A 17,069-nucleotide genomic window follows, 5' to 3' on the forward strand; every position below is an offset into this window, starting at 1 on the left:
GCCGCGACCTTCGCGAGCGAGCCGCCGAATTTGCCGACCGCGGTCCGCGCGGCCGATACGATCACTACGTCCGTCATTTCCGTTTCCTCCGGGCCCGCACGACACGGCGCATCGCCACCGGCCCTGTTAAAAAAACTGCGGTGCACCGGACAGCCTGCGCCGCTGTCCGGTTTTCGTCAATCGCGCTGCAACACGTAACGGCCCGGCGCCGGCTCGATCACCGGGAACTGCGCGGAGCCGGCTTGCGCAGGCGGCGCCACCTTGCGGCCGCCATACTGGTCGAGCCAATCGACCCAGGTCGTCCACCAGCTGCCCGGCTGCTCGGTCGCGCCGGCGAACCAGGCGTCCGCGGATTCGGGCAGATCGTTGTCGTTGACCCAGTAGCTGCGCTTCTTCTTCGCCGGCGGATTGATCACGCCCGCGATGTGACCCGACGCGCCGAGCACGAACTTCAGCGGGCCCGTCAGGATCGACGTCGATGCATAGGCCGTCTGCCACGGCACGATGTGATCCTCGCGCGATCCGTAGATGAACGTCGGCACGTCGATGCGCGACAGGTCGACGGATTCGCCGCACACGGTCAGCGCGTTCGGCTCGCGCAGCTTGTTCTCGAGATACGTATTGCGCAGATACCACGCGTACATCGGGCCCGGCAGGCTCGTCGAGTCGCTGTTCCAGTACAGCAGGTCGAACGCGGCAGGCGTGCGGCCTTTCAGATAGTTGTCGACGACGTAGTTCCACACGAGATCGTTCGGCCGCAGGAACGAGAACGTGTTCGCGAACTCGACGCCGCGCATCAGCCCCGGCGCCGCGCCGTTCTTGCCGCCGATGGTCTGCTCGCGCATCTGCACGTGCGCCTCGTCGACGAACACGTCGAGGATGCCGGTGTCGGTGAAGTCGAGCATCGCGGTCAGCAGCGTCATCGACGCGGCCGGGTGTTCGCCGCGCGCGGCGAGCACCGCCAGCGCGGTCGCGAGCATCGTGCCGCCGACGCAGAAGCCGAGCGTGTTGATCTGCTCGCGGCCGCTGATCTGCTGCACCGCATCGATCGCCGCGAGCAGCCCTTCGTTCATGTAGTCGTCCCACGTCTTGTGCGCGACCGATGCATCGGCGTTGCGCCACGACACGAGGAACACCTGATGGCCGTTCGACAGCGCATGCGCGACGAGCGAATTCTCGGGCTGCAGGTCGAGGATGTAGAACTTGTTGATGCACGGCGGCACGATCAGCAGCGGCCGCTCGAACACCTTGTCCGTCTTCGGCGCGTACTGGATCAGCTGGATCAGGTCGTTCTCGTAGACGACCGAGCCTTCGGTGCAGCCGAGGTTCTTGCCGACCACGAACTGCGATTCGTCGGTCTGCGAAATCTTGCCGCGCTGCATGTCGCCGAGCAGGTTCATCATCCCCTGCCGCAGGCTTTCGCCCTGCGTCTCGAGAATCGATTTCTGGGCCTCGGGATTGAGCGCGAGGAAGTTGCTCGGCGCGGCGGCGGCCGTCCATTGCTGGACCGAGAAACGAATGCGTTCGCGCGTCTTCGGATCGGTGTCGAGCGCGTCGGCCAGTTCCTGCAGATAGCGCGCGTTGAGCAGATACCACGCGGCCGCGAACGCATGCGCGGGCGACGCCTTCCACGCCTCCCCGCTGAACCGGCGGTCTTTCAGTTCGGGCGGCTCGAGCTTCGCGGCGGCGGCCTGCTGCATCAGCGTCATGCAGTCGCGCGCATAGTCGGCCTGCAGCTTCTGGAGCCGTTCCGGCGGAATCGCGGCCACCGGCAGCTTCATGCCCGCGAACGGCGATGCGAGATTGCCAAGGCCGCCCAGATCGGGCATCGACGGCATCTGGAACGGAAACGATGTCGGGAACTGGAATGCGGCGAACGGGTTCGCGGAAGTCGCCGCCGTTGCGGCACGGGCCGGATCGGCGAAGCCGCGCCACGCATTCAGCCATGACTCGAACATCTGCTGCATCGGCTGCGCGGCCTGACCGAACCCGGTGCTGCCCGCGGAAGTGCCCGCCTGAGCGGACGTCGACGAATTTTTCGATGCTGTCATTACCTGCCTTACCGGTGATTCGTGAGCGTCAATCGTGAAATCCTGCTCGCGCGCCGCATGCCGGCTGCGAGCCGGGCCGTCATGCTCTGGAGAGGCGTCTCCAGATTCTGCCGCAGTGCGGTATTTTTATCATTATCGTTTTCCCCATGTGAAGCACCGCATCAAACCACTGAACATTTCCGCCCGGAGATAATCCGCGCGCAACAGGCGGGACAAGGCTTCTGGCGAAACATGAAACATTTTGTTTGACTTGACTCTGCGATTATTCATTTGGTTGCCCGTGCAACGCTGCATTGCCGCCGCAATATCGAGATAACTCATTTTGCGGTGCAATAAACCGCGCGCGCAAGCGCGGCGAGCCGTCAGTCGGTCAGCCAGATGGCTGCGGCCATGCGCCCGGTGACGCGGTCGCGCCGATACGAATAAAAGCGCGCGGGATCGGCGACCGTGCATGCTGTTGCGCCGCTCACGTGCGCGACGCCGGCGCGGGCAAGACGCAGACGCGCGAGCGCAGCGAGGTCGGCGAGGAACTTGCCGGGCGCGGCATCGATCGCGACGAACGCTTGCCGCGTCTCATCATGCTCCGACTGCGGAGCCGTGTCGAGAAACGCATCGCGCACGTCCGCACCGACCTCGAATGCCTGCGGGCCGATCGCGGGCCCGAGATACACGTGGATCTGATCAGCCGTGCCGCCCGCGAGCGCGGCGACGCGGGCCGCGGTCTGCTCGACGATGCCGGCCGCCAGCCCGCGCCAGCCCGCGTGCGCGACACCCACGGCCCTGCCCTGCGCGTCGCACAGCAACACCGGCATGCAGTCCGCGACCATCACGACGCAAACCACGCCCGCGCGATCCGTCACGCTCGCGTCGGCGCGCACGGGCGCCGCGGCATCCGGTGCGGCGCCGATCACGTCGTCCGCGCGCACGATCTGCGCGCCGTGCACTTGCTCGAGCCACGCCGCGCGCGACTGCCCGGCCAGTGCGAGCAGTCGCGCGCGATTGGCGGCGACGTGGGCCGGATCGTCACCGGTATGCAGGCCGAGATTCATCCCGCCCGGCAACGCGGCGCCATCGTGCCAGCGCCCGTACGGACCTTCGCTCACGCCGCCGTTACGCGTGGTGATCAGCGCGCGCACGCGCGGCGACACCTGCCAGTCGGGGCGAATGCAGTCCTGCCATGTCAACGGCGCAAGGTTCGTCATCGGCACTCACTCCTCGTCATCGTCCACGTACGACGCATCGTCGTGATATTCGCCGGCGAAATCGTCATCGTCGTAGACGTCGTCATCGTCGTCGAACTCGTCGTCCTGCCCGAAGCCGAGCGCCGCGACCAGTGCGTTCATGTCGTCCGGCAGCGGACAACGCCATTGCATCGTCTTGCCCGTGACGGGGTGCACGAGGCCGAGCCGCCACGCATGCAGCGCCTGCCGTGCGAACCCGTCCGGCAGCGGCGTGACCGAACGCTTGCCGCGCGCGCGCCCGTAGACGGGATCGCCGAGCAGCGGATGGCCGGCATGCGCGCAATGCACGCGGATCTGGTGCGTGCGGCCGGTTTCCAGGTCGCACTGGATCGCCGAGACGGGCTGACGTTGCCACACGCATGTGTCAACCGTGCGGAAATGCGTGCGCGCGGGCTTGCCCGACGCGCCAGTGACGACGGCCATGCGCGTGCGCTCGCGCGGATCGCGGCCGATCGGCGCGTCGATCGTGCCTTCCTCGGGCATCGTGCCCCACACGAGCGCGAAATAGCGGCGCTTCACGGTGCGGGCCTGCAGCTGGCGCACGAGATCCGTCTGCGCGGCGAGCGTGCGCGCCACCACCATCAGGCCCGACGTTTCCTTGTCGAGCCGGTGCACGATGCCCGCGCGCGGCAGGCCGGCCGCCGCGTCGCCGTAGCGGTGCAGCAGGCCGTTGAGGATCGTGCCGCTCCAGTTGCCGGCCGCCGGGTGCACGACGAGGCCGGCCGGCTTGTTGATCACGACGAGCGCGTCGTCCTCGTAGATCACGTCGAGCGGCACCGGCTCCGGCGCGAACGCGAGCTGCTCCGGCAGCAGGTCGGGCACGAGCGCGATCTTCGCGCCGAGCGGCACCGGCTGGCGGATCTTCGCGGGCGCGCCGTCGACGAGCACGCGTTGCGCGTCGATCCAGCTCTGCAGGCGGCTGCGGGAGAATTCGGGGAACAGTTGCGCGAGCGCCTTGTCGAGTCGCTCACCGGCGAGCGACAGCGGCACTTCGACGACGCGCGGCGCTTCGTCGCCCGCGGCGGACGGCACGACAGGCGCCTGGATCGCGTGGCCGGCCGGATCGTCATCGAGGGAATCCCCCGACGCAGCGTCGGCGGGCCGATCGCTTGGGCTATAATCTTCGCGATTTGGCTTGCCCCGCGGGGCATTCTGCGAACTTGAACGGGTCATTTAGACTGGGTCACCGAGACTTGAAGCTAGGACATGCGAGCATGATGAATTCGACCAAACGTACGGCCAAAACCGTCGCCGCCCGAGCTGCGGCGGTAGCGGCCGCGGCCCTCATCGCCGGCTGCCACGGCTTGCCGCAGAAGCAGGACGAGACGGCGACCTGGTCGAACAACAAATTATACTCAGAGGCCCAGGACGCACTGTCCGGCGGCGACTGGGGCAAGTGCGCGAAATATTTCGAATCGCTGCAAGGCCGCGATCCGTTCGGTCATTTCGCGCAACAGGCGCAGATCAATGTCGCGTACTGCAACTGGAAGGACAACGAACCGGCCGCCGCCGACCAGGCCGTCGACCGCTTCATCCAGCTCCACCCGGATCATCCCGACATCCCGTACGCGTACTACCTGAAGGGGATGATCCACTTCAACGACGATCTCGGCCTGTTCGGCCGCTTCTCCGGCCAGGACATGAGCGAGCGCGATCCGCAGGCGCTGCGCGAATCGTACGATGCGTTCAAGGTCGTCGTCGATCGCTACCCGAAGAGCAAGTACGCGCCCGACGCGGCGGCCCGGATGCGCTACATCGTCAACGCGCTCGCATCGCACGAAGTGCACGCGGCCGATTACTACTACCGGCGCGGCGCGTATGTCGCGGCGATCAACCGCGCACAGCTCGCGATCAAGGACTACAAGGGTGCGCCGGCGATCGAGGATGCGCTGCACATCATGATCCTGTCGTACGGCAAGCTGAACCAGCCGCAACTCGCGGAAGACACGAAGCGCGTGCTCGCGGGCACGTTCCCGGACAGCCCGTACATCACCGGCCACTCGCGCCCCGGCTCGAAGAAGTCGTGGTGGCAGTTCTGAGCGACGCCCGCCGCACCAGCAAAAAACCCGGCCATCGAGCCGGGTTTTTTGTTGCCGTCGCCGGCAGCAGGCGACGGTAGGCTCACGCGCGTTTTTGCGCGCGATGCTCGTCGAAGAAGTCCTGCACGACCGCGATCTCGCGCGTGCGCTTGAACGGCGGCAGGCTCTGCCAGATCCGGCGGCCATAAGGCTTGTCGACGAGCCGCGTGTCGCAGATCATCAGCACGCCGCGATCCGTCTCCGCGCGAATCAGCCGGCCTGCACCCTGCTTCAGCGTGATCACGGCCTGCGGCAGCTGGTGAACCGCGAACGGGCTGAGGCCCTTCCTCGTCAGCGCATCGAGCCGCGCGGCCAGCACCGGATCGTCCGGCGGCGCGAACGGCAGCTTGTCGATCACGACCAGCGACAGCGCGTCGCCGCGCACGTCGACGCCTTCCCAGAAGCTCTGGCTGCCGACCAGGATCGCATTCCCGTACGACCGGAAGCGATCGAGCAACTCGGTGCGGCTTGCATCGCCCTGCACCAGCAACGGCGTGTTCCAGCCGCGCGACTCGATCACGTCGCGCAGCTTCGACGCGATCCGGTCGACCGCGCGCAGCGTCGTGCACAGCATGAAGACCCCGCCGCCCGACGCTTCGATCGCCGGCAGCGCGGCGTCGAACACCGCATCGGTGAACGCCGGCGACGACGGCTGCGGCAGGTTGCGCGGCACGTACAACAGCCCCTGCGTCTGATAGTCGAACGGGCTCGCGAGCGTCATCGAGCGCCGCGAGCTGAGGCCCATCTGCGCCGCATAGTGCGTGAAGTCGCCGCGCACCGACAGCGTCGCCGACGTGAAGACCCACGCGCGCGGCACGCCGGCACGCTGCTTCGCGAAGATCGGCGCAACCGACAGCGGCGTTTCGTGCAACTGCACGGTATGTGCGAACACTTCGACCCAGCGCACCTTCTCGTTCGGGTCGTCGGCAGCGGCCTTGTCGCCGGCCGCCGCGGCGTCGGCCTTCGCGGCCGTTTCCGCCGCCGCGGGCGTGACCCAGCCGGCCAGCAGGTCCTGCAATTCACGCGCACGCCGCAGACATGCGCCAAGCGACTCCGCGCGCTCGGCCTGGCCGGCCAGCGCGGACGCGAGCGCATCGAGCGCCGCCTCCAGCGCGTCGAGCGCGCCGAACATCGGGTGATCGTCGCCCAGCTGCGCGAGCGACATGCGCACGATCTGATCGTTCGCGAACGCGAGACGCAGGTCGCGCGCCGCGCGCTCGAGGTCGCCGCCGAGCTTCACCCACTCGACCGCATCGCGCGCATGGCTCAGACCTTCGGCGACCGTGTCGCGCGCGAGTTCGAGGATCTGCGTGGTCGACAGCGTCTCGCCGAAGAACAGCGTGGCCGTCTCGGGCAGCTGATGCGCCTCGTCGAAGATCACCGTGTTCGCGTTGGGCAACAGTTCGGCCATCCCGGTGTCGCGCAGCATGATGTCCGCGAAGAACAGGTGATGGTTGACCACCACGATGTCGGCCTGCTGCGCTTCGCGCCGCGCCTGCATCACGAAGCACTCCTTGTAATGCGGGCACTCCTGGCCGAGGCAGTTGTCCCGCGTCGACGTGACCATCGACCACACGGGCGCCGTCTCCGGCACGCTCGCGAGCTCGGCCTTGTCGCCGCTTTTCGTTATCTTCGCGAAACGGACGATCTCCTGCAGATACGCTGTGTCCTGCCGCGACGGCAGCCGGCCGTTGTCGGCCGTGCGCTGCAGGTAGTAATGGCACAGGTAGTTCGCGCGGCCCTTGAGCATCGCGACCGTCACCGGCACCGCGAGCGCGTTGCGCACCGTCGGAATGTCGCGCTGGAACAGCTGGTCCTGCAGATGCTTCGTGCCGGTCGACACGATGACCTTGCCGCCCCACAGCATCGCGGGCACGAGGTACGCGTAGGTCTTGCCGGTGCCGGTGCCGGCCTCGACGATCAGCGTGTTGTCGCCGGCGTCACTGTCGGTATCGGCCGCGGCCTCGGCGGCGGAGCCGGCCGACTTGTCGGCGTTGTCGCCGTCGCCCAGGCGGCGCGCAGGCCGCTTGCGCGTCTCGAAGATTTCCGGCTCGGGCAGCCGGCGTGCGGACGCCTCCATCGCGGACGCGACCGCGCGCGCCATCTCGATCTGCGACTGACGCGGACGATAGCCGTCGAGCGCGCGCGCAAGCAGTCCGCCTTCGCCGAAGATCGTGTCGAGTTCGTCGACACGCTTGCGGCTCAGCTCGAACGTGCCTTCGGGCGCACGAACGCGCCCGGCGGACGACGCGTCACGCCGGGCATCGGGGTTGGCTTCAAGCGGTGAATTCAAGGCAAGCGTTCCTGTGTCCAGCGCCCGGGCGGCGCCGGCGCTTGCCAGGCCGCGCTCAGGCGCGCTTATCCGGTTCCAGCTGCGATTGCAGCAAAATGATTTTGTCCTTGGCCGCCAGCTTTTCCTTCTTCAGCCGGTGCAGCGTAATGTCGTCGATGTCGGAGTGTCCTTCCTTCAGCTCGATTTCCCGAGCGAGCTGCTGGTGCTGCTCCTGCAATGCTGCCAAACGGTTGTGCAATTCCTGCTGCTGTTCCGTGGGACGGTTTTGCATATGCGCCTCCTCATCGAAGCAGCGCGCCGGCTGGCGTGCCGGCACGCACGAGACTGATTCCGGATCAATCCACCACGTTACTGCCCCTGCTGTTGCTTCTGTCTGGCCTTCTCGGCCGCTTCCTGCTGACGCCGCTCGACATCGGCCTTGTGCTCGGCGGCCTCCTTCTGCTTCTGCTCGTAGCGCGCGGCGTTGTCCGCGCGCTCCTGCGCCTTTTGCGCGGCCTGCTGATGCGCCTGATCGAGCTTGTGCTGGAAATCCGCCTGCTTCTGATCGTATGCCTGCCGGTTGGCGGCGCGCTGCGGGCCTTCCGCACCGCGCTGCGCCTGCTTCAGCGCATTCTGCTCCTGCTTGTCGCGGAATGCAGCCGCGTTCGCGGCCTCGTTCGCGGCACGCTGCGGCGCTTCCGCAGCATTCTGCGCCTGCTTCAGCGCCTGCTGCTCGTCGCGTTGCCGCGCCCGCACCGCGCGCTGCTCGTCGTCTAGCGCGAGCTGCTCCTGGCGGATGCTCGCCCGCTCCTCGCGCATCCGGTCGCGCGCCTTGCCGAGACAGTGGTTGACAAAGAACGTGCTGTAGCAGTCGTGCTCCGCCACCGCATAACGATAATCGTTTTCCGCGGAACGCTGATTGAGCACTTTTTGACGGGCGTCAAAATCCTGCGTGGCGGAGGCTGCGACCGGCGCGGCGGCGACGTCAGGCACGGCCGCGCCGGATGCCTGCGCGTATGCGGCGGTGGACCCGGCGGACAAAGCCGCGGCAAGCGCTGCGGCGAGCGCGACGAGAGAAATGCGGGAAGTTGGCAACGTCGTAGGAAAGCTGCGGGACATGTGTCAAATTCTATCACCCCCGGCTGGACGCTCCGCCATTTATGGCAAAATGCCCCGCTTCACTCACCCGCGGCATCTGGTCCGGCGGGCCCGTCTCGCAGCCCGCCGCGCGGTCTGCCGGCCCGCGCCGCGATTTCAGCAGGCAGATCATCCACGACATGACGGAAACCGTAGCACTCAAGATCGTACAGCGCATCGCCACCGAACTGTCCGTCCAGCCGCGCCAGGTCGCGGCGGCAGTGCAACTCCTCGACGAAGGCTCGACCGTTCCGTTCATTGCCCGGTACCGCAAGGAAGTGACCGGCAACCTGGACGACACGCAGCTGCGCCAGCTCGAGGAACGCCTCCTGTATCTGCGCGAGCTCGAGGATCGCCGCGCGGCGATCCTGTCGAGCATCGACGAACAGGGCAAGCTGACCGACGAACTGCGCGCCGCGATCGACTCGGCCGACAGCAAGCAGGTGCTCGAAGACCTCTATCTGCCGTACAAGCCGAAGCGCCGCACGCGCGCGCAGATCGCCCGCGAAGCCGGCCTGGAGCCGCTCGCGCACGCGCTGCTCGCGAATCCGCTGCTCGACCCGCAAACGGAAGCCGCCGCGTACGTCGATGCCGACAAGGGCGTCGCCGACGTGAAGGCTGCGCTCGACGGCGCGCGCGACATCCTGTCCGAGCAATTCGGCGAAACCGCCGAACTGCTCGGCAAGCTGCGCGACTACCTGCATAGCCAGGGCGTCGTGTCGTCGGCGGTCGTCGAAGGCAAGGAAAACGAGGAAGGCGAGAAGTTCCGCGACTACTACGACTACGCGGAAACGATCCGTACCGTGCCGTCGCACCGTGCGCTCGCGCTGTTCCGCGGCCGCAACGCCGGCGTGCTGACGGTGAAGCTCGGCCTCGGCGAGGAACTCGATGCGCAGGTGCCGCATCCGGGCGAAGCGATGATCGCGCGCCATTTCGGGATCGCGAACCAGGGCCGCCCGGCCGACAAGTGGCTGTCCGACGTGTGCCGCTGGTGCTGGCGCGTGAAGGTGCAGCCGCACATCGAGAACGAACTGCTCACGCAACTGCGTGAAACCGCCGAAGCCGAGGCGATCCGCGTGTTCGCGCGCAACCTGAAGGATCTGCTGCTCGCCGCGCCGGCCGGCCCGAAAGCCGTGATCGGCCTCGATCCCGGTCTGCGCACCGGCGTGAAGGTCGCCGTGGTCGACCGCACCGGCAAGCTGCTCGCGACCGACACCATCTACCCGCACGAGCCGCGCCGCGACTGGGACGGCTCGCTGGCGAAGCTCGCGCGCCTCGCCGCGCAGACGCAGGCCGAACTGATCAGCATCGGCAACGGCACGGCATCGCGCGAAACCGACAAGCTCGCGAGCGAGCTGATCTCGAAGCATCCCGAGCTGCGGCTGCAGAAGATCGTCGTGTCGGAAGCCGGCGCGTCGGTCTACTCCGCATCGGAGCTTGCCGCGAAGGAATTCCCGGATCTCGACGTGTCGTTGCGCGGCGCCGTGTCGATCGCGCGCCGCCTGCAGGACCCGCTCGCCGAGCTCGTGAAGATCGAGCCGAAGGCGATCGGCGTCGGTCAGTACCAGCACGACGTGAACCAGCGCGAACTCGCGCGCTCGCTCGACGCGGTGGTCGAGGATTGCGTGAACGCGGTGGGCGTCGACGCGAACACCGCGTCGGTCGCGCTGCTCGCGCGCGTATCGGGCCTGAACGCGACGCTTGCGCGCAACATCGTCGACTACCGCGACGCGAACGGCCCGTTCCCGTCGCGCGACCACCTGCGCAAGGTGCCGCGCCTCGGCGACAAGACGTTCGAACAGGCCGCGGGCTTTCTGCGCATCAACGGCGGCGAGAACCCGCTCGATCGCTCGTCGGTGCACCCGGAAGCGTATCCGGTCGTCGAACGGATCCTCGCGAAGATCAACAAGCGCATCGACGACGTGCTCGGCAGCCGCGACGCGCTGTCCGGCCTGTCGCCGGCGGAATTCGTCGACGAACGTTTCGGGCTCCCGACCGTGCGCGACATCCTGTCCGAACTGGAAAAACCGGGTCGCGACCCGCGCCCCGAGTTCAAGACCGCGACGTTCCGCGACGGCGTCGAGAAAGTGTCCGACCTGACGCCGGGCATGCTGCTCGAAGGCGTGGTGACGAACGTCGCGGCATTCGGCGCGTTCGTGGACGTTGGCGTGCACCAGGACGGCCTCGTCCACGTGTCGGCGATGTCGACGAAGTTCATCAAGGATCCGCACGAAGTCGTGAAGGCCGGTCAGGTCGTCAAGGTCAAGGTGCTCGACGTCGACGTGAAGCGCCAGCGCATTGCGCTGACGATGCGTCTCGACGACGACGTGGCCGCAGCGGGCACGGCGCCGCGCAGCGGCCAGGAGCGCGGCAACGCCGGCCGCGGCGCGGCACGCCCGCAACGTTCGCGCGAGCCGGAACCGGCCGGCGCAATGGCTGCGGCGTTCGCGAAGCTGAAGCGCTGAGCCACGCGAGCCGTCGTCGCCGTACGAAAAAAACCCGCCGAAAGGCGGGTTTTTTTCATGGCTTCGACGAACGGCGCCGCCGAAAAACGGCACGGGCGGCACGAGCGGCCCGGCATACGCGCGTCAGATTTCGATCTTGGTGCCGAGCTCGACGACGCGGTTCGCCGGAATCGAGAAGAAGTCGGTCGGCTTCGCCGCGTTCTGATGCATCCACGCGAACACGCGCTCGCGCCAGATCGACATGCCCGGCAGATGCGTCGGCACGACGGTTTCACGCGCGAGGAAGAACGACGTGTCCATCAGCTCGAACGTCATGTCGTGCGTGCGGCCGAATTCCTCGAGCACGGCCTTCACGTCCGGCGTCTCGTTGAAGCCGTACTGCGCCTTGACGATGTACAGGCCGCCGCCCGCATCGCGGGCACTGAGGCGCTTGTCGTCGCGCACGTACGGAATGTCGCGCGTGACGAAGGTCAGGAAAATGGTCCGCTCGTGCAGTACCTTGTTGTGCTTCAGGTTGTGCAGCAGGCTGACGGGCACGAGCTTGTCGTTGCCGGTCAGATAGATCGCGGTGCCCGACACGCGGTGCGGCGGATGCGCGAGCAGCCCCTGCAGGAACGGTTCGAGCGGGATACCGTCGGCGGCCGTGCGCTCCTTGACGATGTGACGGCCCTTGAACCAGGTCATCAGCAGGAAGAACAGCAGCGCGCCGATCCCGAGGGGCAGCCAGCCGCCCTGCGCGACCTTCAGCAGGTTCGCGCCGAAAAAGCCGAGATCGATCGCCATAAACACCGCGATGATCGCGCCGACGAGCAGCCGGTTCCAGTTCCACACCTTCACCATCACGACGCACGCGAGCACGGTCGTGATCACCATCGTCGCCGTCACCGCGATCCCGTACGCGGCGGCCAGGTTGTCGGAGCTCTTGAAGCCGATCACGATGCAAAGGATGACGAACAGCAGCAGCCAGTTCACGACCGGCACGTAGATCTGGCCGATCGCGAGCTCGGACGTGTGCAGCACCTTCATGCGCGGCACGTAGCCGAGCTGGATCGCCTGCGACGTCAGCGAATAGGCGCCCGAAATCACGGCCTGCGAAGCGATCACGGTCGCGATGGTCGACAGCACGACGAGCGGCAGCAGCGCCCAATCCGGCGCCATCAGGAAGAACGGATTCTCGATCGCCTTCGGATTCTGCATCAGCAGCGCGCCCTGGCCGAAGTAGTTCAGCACGAGCGACGGCATCACGAGCCCGTACGCGGCAAGGCGGATCGGCTTCGCACCGAAGTGGCCCATGTCCGCATACAGCGCTTCCGCACCGGTCAGCACCAGCACGACCGAGCCCAGCACGACGTACGCCTGCAGCAGGTGGTCTGCCATGAACGATGCGGCGTAGTACGGATTGATCGCGGCGATGATGCCCGGTACGCGCAGGATGTGATACACGCCGAGTGCGGCGATCGCGACGAACCACAGCACCATGATCGGCCCGAACAGCTTGCCGACCATCGCGGTGCCGTGGCGCTGGATCCAGAACAGCGCGATCAGGATCACGATCGTGATCGGCAGCACGAGGTGCGACAGATGCGGTGTCGCGATCTCGAGGCCTTCGACCGCCGACATCACGGAGATCGCCGGTGTGATCACGGCGTCGCCGTAGAACATGCAGGCGCCGAAGATCCCGAGCGCCATCAACGCGCCCGCGACGCGGGTTTTCGAGTCGAGCGGCCGCAGCGACAGCGCCATCAGCGCGAGCACCCCGCCCTCGCCGTTGTTGTCGGCCCGCATCACGAACAGCAGGTATTTGACGCCGACCACGAGGATGATCGCCCAGAACAGCAGCGAGATCACGCCGAGGATCGAGCTTTCGGTCAGCGGAATGCCGTGAGAGGGGCTGAACGCCTCCTTCAGCGAATACAGCGGGCTCGTGCCGATGTCGCCGAACACGACGCCGATCGCTGCTATCGCAAGCGCGCGCATCGAATGTTGGTGCGTCGAATGCGCATGGGCAGCGTCGGTCGCCTGAGTCGTGTCGTTCATATGAAGCGTAATAATCGGGTCCGGTTCGGACAAAACGAGCGCTATTCTACTCGCGCCCTCCTGAAACACCGTCCTGCGCTGTTGCCCTGACACCACGTGATTCACGCCGCGCATGCAATCGCGCACGAGCTGTGGCAGGGCTGCCATCATAGCCGGGGCCGCGCCGTCTGCCTACCGCGCCCGCCGATCGGCGCGGCCGCGGCCGGCGCTCCAAATGAAAACGGCGCCGCAAGCGGCGCCGTGCAAGGCTTTTCCTTCGATCAGCCGGCCGCTTATGCGCCCGAACCGTCGCGCTGCGCGCGACCGCGCTTGATCCATGCCTCGAGGTTGTGCGGACGGACCGTGTCCCACTCTTCGAACGGCTGATGAATCCACGGATTCGTCGGCAAGTACTGCGTATGATAGTCCGGCTTGACCTTCGAGCAACCTTTGTACCAAAGCACGGCCGAGCGCACGGCCGTGACGGCCGGATAGCGCTCCTTCAGATGCTCCTGCACCCGGGCGAGCGTGACGCCCGAATCGACCAGATCGTCGACCAGCAGCACGTTGCCCGCGAGGTTGCCGCGCGTCATCGTGATGTACTGCGCGATGTCGAGCTCGCCCTGCTCGGTGCCGGCCGCTTCGCGATACGAGCTCGTCGCGAGGATCGCGAGCGGGACGTCGTAGATACGCGACAGCTGGTCGCCGACGCGCAGGCCGCCGCGCGCGAGGCACAGGATCTGGTCGAACTTCCAGCCCGATTCATGCACCTGCAGCGCGAGCAGCTCGATCAGACGATGGTATTCGTCCCAGCCCACCCACAGGTTCTTGTCGTCGTTGCGCGGATCGGTCATCAAGTCTGCCGCCGTCATCGTGATTTGCTGCGTCATGCTGAAAATTAAACCTTGAACGGATGGCGGAGCAGGATCGTTTCGTCGCGGTCCGGGCCCGTCGAAATCATGTCGACCGGCACGCCGGCCACTTCCTGCACGCGCGTCAGATATGCCTGCGCATTCGCCGGCAGCGCGTCCCACGTCTTGATGCCGACGGTGCTTTCCTTCCAGCCGGCGAACGTTTCGTACACCGGTTCGCAACGCGCGACGTCGACCGCACCGCGCGGCAGGATGTCGACGTCCTTGCCGTCGACCTTGTAGCCAACGCACAGCCTGACTTCATCGAGACCGTCGAGCACGTCGAGCTTCGTCATGCACAGGCCCGACACGCCGTTGATCTGGATCGAGCGGCGCAGTGCCGCTGCATCGAGCCAGCCGGTGCGGCGCGGACGGCCGGTGACCGAGCCGAACTCCTTGCCGACGTTCGCGAGCGTGACGCCGACCTGGTCCTGACGCTGCGGGTTGTCCGCATCGTACAGTTCGCTCGGGAACGGGCCCGAGCCGACGCGCGTGCAGTACGCCTTCGTGATGCCGAGGATGTAGTTCAGCTTCTGCGGACCGACGCCGGCGCCGGCCGATGCCGCACCTGCGACGCAGTTGCTCGACGTGACGAACGGATAGGTGCCGTGGTCGATATCGAGCAGCGTGCCTTGGGCGCCTTCGAACAGCAGGTTCTGACCGGCATTGTTCGCGTCGTACAGGCGGCGCGACACATCGGCCACCATCGGCTTCAGGCGATCGGCATAGCCGAGCATCGTGTCGAGCGTGGCCTGGAAGTCGACGGCCGCGCCGCCCAGGTACTGCGTCAGCACGAAGTTGTGGAAATCGAGGTTCTCGCGCAGGCGGTCGGCGAAGGTCTTCGCGTCGAACAGGTCCTGCACGCGCAGCGCGCGGCGGCCGACCTTGTCTTCGTACGCGGGGCCGATGCCGCGGCCCGTCGTACCGATCTTGCCCGCGCCCTTGCGCGCCTCGCGCGCCTGGTCGATCGCGATGTGGTACGGCAGGATCAGCGTCGTGGCTTCGGAGATGAACAGGCGGTCGCGCACGTTCACGCCGGCTTCTTCGAGCTCGCCGATTTCCTTGAACAGTGCCTCGGGGGACAGGACGACGCCGTTGCCGATGTAGCAGGCGACGCCTTCACGCATGATGCCCGACGGAATGAGGCGCAAGATGGTTTTCTTGCCGCCGATGATGAGGGTGTGGCCGGCGTTGTGACCGCCCTGGAAACGCACGACGCCCTGAGCGTGGTCCGTCAGCCAGTCGACGATCTTGCCCTTGCCTTCATCACCCCATTGCGTTCCCACGACGACGACATTGCGCCCGGGAGTCACGTTCACTGCGCTGGCAGACATGTTGATTCGTTAGCTGGTTAAAAACGTATTCTACCTAGGTTCGCGGGCGATTCCGAATTTTTCCGTTTCGCTTCAACGATATGCACGCCGAACGACGGCCCGCGAACACCTGATTAACGGGGTTCGACCACCCAGGCGCCGTTACGCTCGACGAGCGAACGGTCGCACGCGAACTCGTCGAGCACGTGGTCGTGCCCCGGCAACGCCTGGATCACGACCTCGCCCGCATCGCGCAGCGCCGCGACGGCAGCGCTCAGCGCATCGTCCTGCGCCCACGGCGCCAGAATCGCGGCGCCGCGCGCCTCGACCGGCGAAATCCGCGCGAGCTCGCGCAGATCGAGCGAGAAACCCGTTGCCGGACGTGCGCGACCGTAGGCCTGGCCGACGTGGTCGTAGCGGCCGCCGCGCGCGATCGCGTTCGGCACGCCGTCGATGTACGCCGTGAACATCGCGCCGCTGTGGTACGCGTAGCCGCGCAGGTCGGCGAGATCAATCGCGACTTCCGCGCCCTTCGCCTGCGCCGCGAGCTGCGCGAGATCGTCGAGCGCGCGCGTGATTTCCGGCAGCACCGGCAGGCGTGCGCGCGCCTCGTCGAGCACGCTGGCGTCGCCGTACAGCTGCGGCAGCGCGCGCAGCGCCGCCCGCGTGTCGGCGCCGAGGTCGTCGGTCAGTTCGTTCAGCAGCGGCACGTCCTTGCCCGACAGCGCGTCGTACAGCGCTTCGCCGCGCTCCGCCGCCTGCGCGTCGCGCGCGAGCAGCGCCGCGAGCACGCCCGCGTGGCACAGATCGAGACGAATCCGCGACAGCCCCGCGAGATGCAGCGCGTCGAGCATCAGCTGCTGGATCTCGAGATCGGCTTCCAGCCCCGCGTGACCGTAAATTTCGGCACCGATCTGGATCTGTTCGCGCGTTGCGTGCAGCCCGCGCGGACGCGTATGCATCACGTGCCCCGCGTAGCAGAGGCGCGTCACGCCCTGACGGTTCAGCAGGTGCGCGTCGATGCGGGCGACCTGCGGCGTGATGTCCGCGCGCAGGCCGAGCGTGCGGCCCGACAACTGGTCGACCAGCTTGAAGGTGCGCAGGCGCAGGTCGGCGCCGCCGCTCGTCAGCAGCGACTCGAGATATTCGAGCAGCGGCGGCATCACCATCTCATAGCCGTACGAACGGAAGCGGTCGAGCAGCCTGCGGCGCAGCTCCTCGATCTTGCGCGCTTCCGACGGCAGCACGTCGGCGATATTCTCGGGAAGTAACCAGGTCGACATCGGTACGGTCCTACGACGGGAAACAGGGCGCGACACGCGCGCCGCGAAATGAAACGGAAATCGGAATCGGGCGGAACGAACGGCGGGTGCGCCGTCCGATCAGGTGGCGAGCAGCAGCAGGACGAGCCCGAGCGCCATCACGATGAGCCCGCCGATCCGGATATGATGCGGCGGCCGCTCCGCTATTCTACGAAACGTGTCGCGCCAGGCGACGGGAAACACGAAGGGGAACGCCCCCTCGATGATCAGCATCAGTGCAACCGCGAGCAACAACGAGCCAGCCAGATCCATGCGAGCGACGG

Annotated in this window: 14 protein-coding genes; 3 read left to right on the forward strand and 11 right to left on the reverse strand. The window is 66.8% G+C overall.

Annotated elements, in window-relative coordinates; genetic code table 11:
* The coding region (locus BSE24067_RS30530; protein WP_217460373.1) for a hypothetical protein at positions 1-198 on the forward strand (198 nt) is incomplete at its 5' end.
* Here the strand turns inward: BSE24067_RS30530 and phaC are convergent.
* The 3 genes from phaC to BSE24067_RS30545 all read right to left on the reverse strand — a co-directional run bounded on the left by phaC (position 177) and on the right by BSE24067_RS30545 (position 4,465).
* On the reverse strand, positions 177-2,051 hold the full coding sequence (gene phaC / locus BSE24067_RS30535) for a class I poly(R)-hydroxyalkanoic acid synthase (RefSeq protein WP_151067652.1): 1,875 nt from the start codon (positions 2,049-2,051) through the stop codon (positions 177-179). The two genes, BSE24067_RS30530 and phaC, sit on opposite strands and share 22 nt — an antisense overlap.
* A 362-nt stretch (positions 2,052-2,413) precedes the next feature.
* Positions 2,414-3,253: a peptidoglycan editing factor PgeF gene (gene pgeF, locus BSE24067_RS30540; RefSeq protein WP_151067654.1), complete on the reverse strand. Its 840-nt coding sequence runs from the start codon at positions 3,251-3,253 to the stop codon at positions 2,414-2,416.
* A gap of 6 nt (positions 3,254-3,259) precedes the next feature.
* Positions 3,260-4,465, reverse strand: coding sequence for an RluA family pseudouridine synthase (locus BSE24067_RS30545; protein ID WP_151067655.1), 1,206 nt, complete (start codon positions 4,463-4,465; stop codon positions 3,260-3,262).
* A 41-nt stretch (positions 4,466-4,506) separates the two neighbouring features.
* On the opposite strand from BSE24067_RS30545, the gene BSE24067_RS30550 reads away from it, so the two are divergent.
* On the forward strand, positions 4,507-5,331 hold the full coding sequence (locus BSE24067_RS30550; RefSeq protein ID WP_151067656.1) for an outer membrane protein assembly factor BamD: 825 nt from the start codon (positions 4,507-4,509) through the stop codon (positions 5,329-5,331).
* Positions 5,332-5,413: 82 nt separating this feature from the next.
* On the opposite strand, the gene BSE24067_RS30555 is transcribed toward BSE24067_RS30550, so the two are convergent.
* From BSE24067_RS30555 to BSE24067_RS30565, 3 genes are all read right to left on the reverse strand, one after another.
* The gene (locus tag BSE24067_RS30555) at positions 5,414-7,663 is read right to left on the reverse strand and encodes a DNA repair helicase YoaA (RefSeq protein ID WP_151067658.1); all 2,250 of its coding nucleotides are present in this window, start codon (positions 7,661-7,663) and stop codon (positions 5,414-5,416) included.
* A gap of 55 nt (positions 7,664-7,718) precedes the next feature.
* Positions 7,719-7,934: a YdcH family protein gene (locus BSE24067_RS30560; RefSeq protein WP_006755091.1), complete on the reverse strand. Its 216-nt coding sequence runs from the start codon at positions 7,932-7,934 to the stop codon at positions 7,719-7,721.
* Between the two features lie 77 nt (positions 7,935-8,011).
* Entirely contained in the window at positions 8,012-8,761 is a 750-nt protein-coding gene (locus tag BSE24067_RS30565; protein ID WP_151067660.1) for a hypothetical protein, read from the reverse strand.
* A gap of 158 nt (positions 8,762-8,919) precedes the next feature.
* Between BSE24067_RS30565 and BSE24067_RS30570 the strand changes: the two genes are divergently transcribed.
* Positions 8,920-11,244: a Tex family protein gene (locus BSE24067_RS30570; RefSeq protein WP_151067663.1), complete on the forward strand. Its 2,325-nt coding sequence runs from the start codon at positions 8,920-8,922 to the stop codon at positions 11,242-11,244.
* A gap of 123 nt (positions 11,245-11,367) precedes the next feature.
* On the opposite strand, the gene BSE24067_RS30575 is transcribed toward BSE24067_RS30570, so the two are convergent.
* The 5 genes from BSE24067_RS30575 to BSE24067_RS30595 form a co-directional block, all read right to left on the reverse strand.
* Positions 11,368-13,281, reverse strand: a complete 1,914-nt coding sequence (locus BSE24067_RS30575; protein WP_151067665.1) for a potassium transporter Kup — start codon at positions 13,279-13,281, stop codon at positions 11,368-11,370.
* Between the two features lie 272 nt (positions 13,282-13,553).
* Entirely contained in the window at positions 13,554-14,150 is a 597-nt protein-coding gene (locus BSE24067_RS30580; protein ID WP_151067667.1) for a phosphoribosyltransferase, read from the reverse strand.
* A gap of 8 nt (positions 14,151-14,158) precedes the next feature.
* Positions 14,159-15,505 (reverse strand): adenylosuccinate synthase, encoded by a 1,347-nt coding sequence (locus tag BSE24067_RS30585; protein WP_151067668.1) that lies wholly within the window; start codon positions 15,503-15,505, stop codon positions 14,159-14,161.
* Between the two features lie 113 nt (positions 15,506-15,618).
* The gene (locus BSE24067_RS30590) at positions 15,619-16,767 is read right to left on the reverse strand and encodes an ATP phosphoribosyltransferase regulatory subunit (RefSeq protein WP_151067670.1); all 1,149 of its coding nucleotides are present in this window, start codon (positions 16,765-16,767) and stop codon (positions 15,619-15,621) included.
* A gap of 99 nt (positions 16,768-16,866) precedes the next feature.
* Positions 16,867-17,058 carry a DUF2065 domain-containing protein gene (locus tag BSE24067_RS30595; RefSeq protein ID WP_009687995.1) on the reverse strand — a complete coding sequence of 64 codons (192 nt, stop codon included), beginning with the start codon at positions 17,056-17,058 and terminating at the stop codon, positions 16,867-16,869.
* Positions 17,059-17,069: the final 11 nt, after the last annotated feature.

This window comes from Burkholderia latens (assembly GCF_902499045.1).
In the GTDB taxonomy this organism is placed as follows: Bacteria; Pseudomonadota; Gammaproteobacteria; order Burkholderiales; family Burkholderiaceae; genus Burkholderia; species Burkholderia latens.

Excerpts from the sequence above, each read along its gene's own strand:
- BSE24067_RS30545 (WP_151067655.1), bottom strand. The coding sequence starts at position 4,465 with ATGACCCGTTCAAGTTCGCAGAATGCCCCGCGGGGCAAGCCAAATCGC.
- phaC (WP_151067652.1), bottom strand. The coding sequence starts at position 2,051 with ATGACAGCATCGAAAAATTCGTCGACGTCCGCTCAGGCGGGCACTTCC.
- BSE24067_RS30580 (WP_151067667.1), bottom strand. The coding sequence starts at position 14,150 with ATGACGCAGCAAATCACGATGACGGCGGCAGACTTGATGACCGATCCG.
- BSE24067_RS30570 (WP_151067663.1), top strand. The coding sequence starts at position 8,920 with ATGACGGAAACCGTAGCACTCAAGATCGTACAGCGCATCGCCACCGAA.
- BSE24067_RS30585 (WP_151067668.1), bottom strand. The coding sequence starts at position 15,505 with ATGTCTGCCAGCGCAGTGAACGTGACTCCCGGGCGCAATGTCGTCGTC.
- BSE24067_RS30560 (WP_006755091.1), bottom strand. The coding sequence starts at position 7,934 with ATGCAAAACCGTCCCACGGAACAGCAGCAGGAATTGCACAACCGTTTG.
- BSE24067_RS30595 (WP_009687995.1), bottom strand. The coding sequence starts at position 17,058 with ATGGATCTGGCTGGCTCGTTGTTGCTCGCGGTTGCACTGATGCTGATC.
- BSE24067_RS30565 (WP_151067660.1), bottom strand. The coding sequence starts at position 8,761 with ATGTCCCGCAGCTTTCCTACGACGTTGCCAACTTCCCGCATTTCTCTC.
- BSE24067_RS30590 (WP_151067670.1), bottom strand. The coding sequence starts at position 16,767 with ATGTCGACCTGGTTACTTCCCGAGAATATCGCCGACGTGCTGCCGTCG.
- BSE24067_RS30575 (WP_151067665.1), bottom strand. The coding sequence starts at position 13,281 with ATGAACGACACGACTCAGGCGACCGACGCTGCCCATGCGCATTCGACG.
- pgeF (WP_151067654.1), bottom strand. The coding sequence starts at position 3,253 with ATGACGAACCTTGCGCCGTTGACATGGCAGGACTGCATTCGCCCCGAC.
- BSE24067_RS30550 (WP_151067656.1), top strand. The coding sequence starts at position 4,507 with ATGATGAATTCGACCAAACGTACGGCCAAAACCGTCGCCGCCCGAGCT.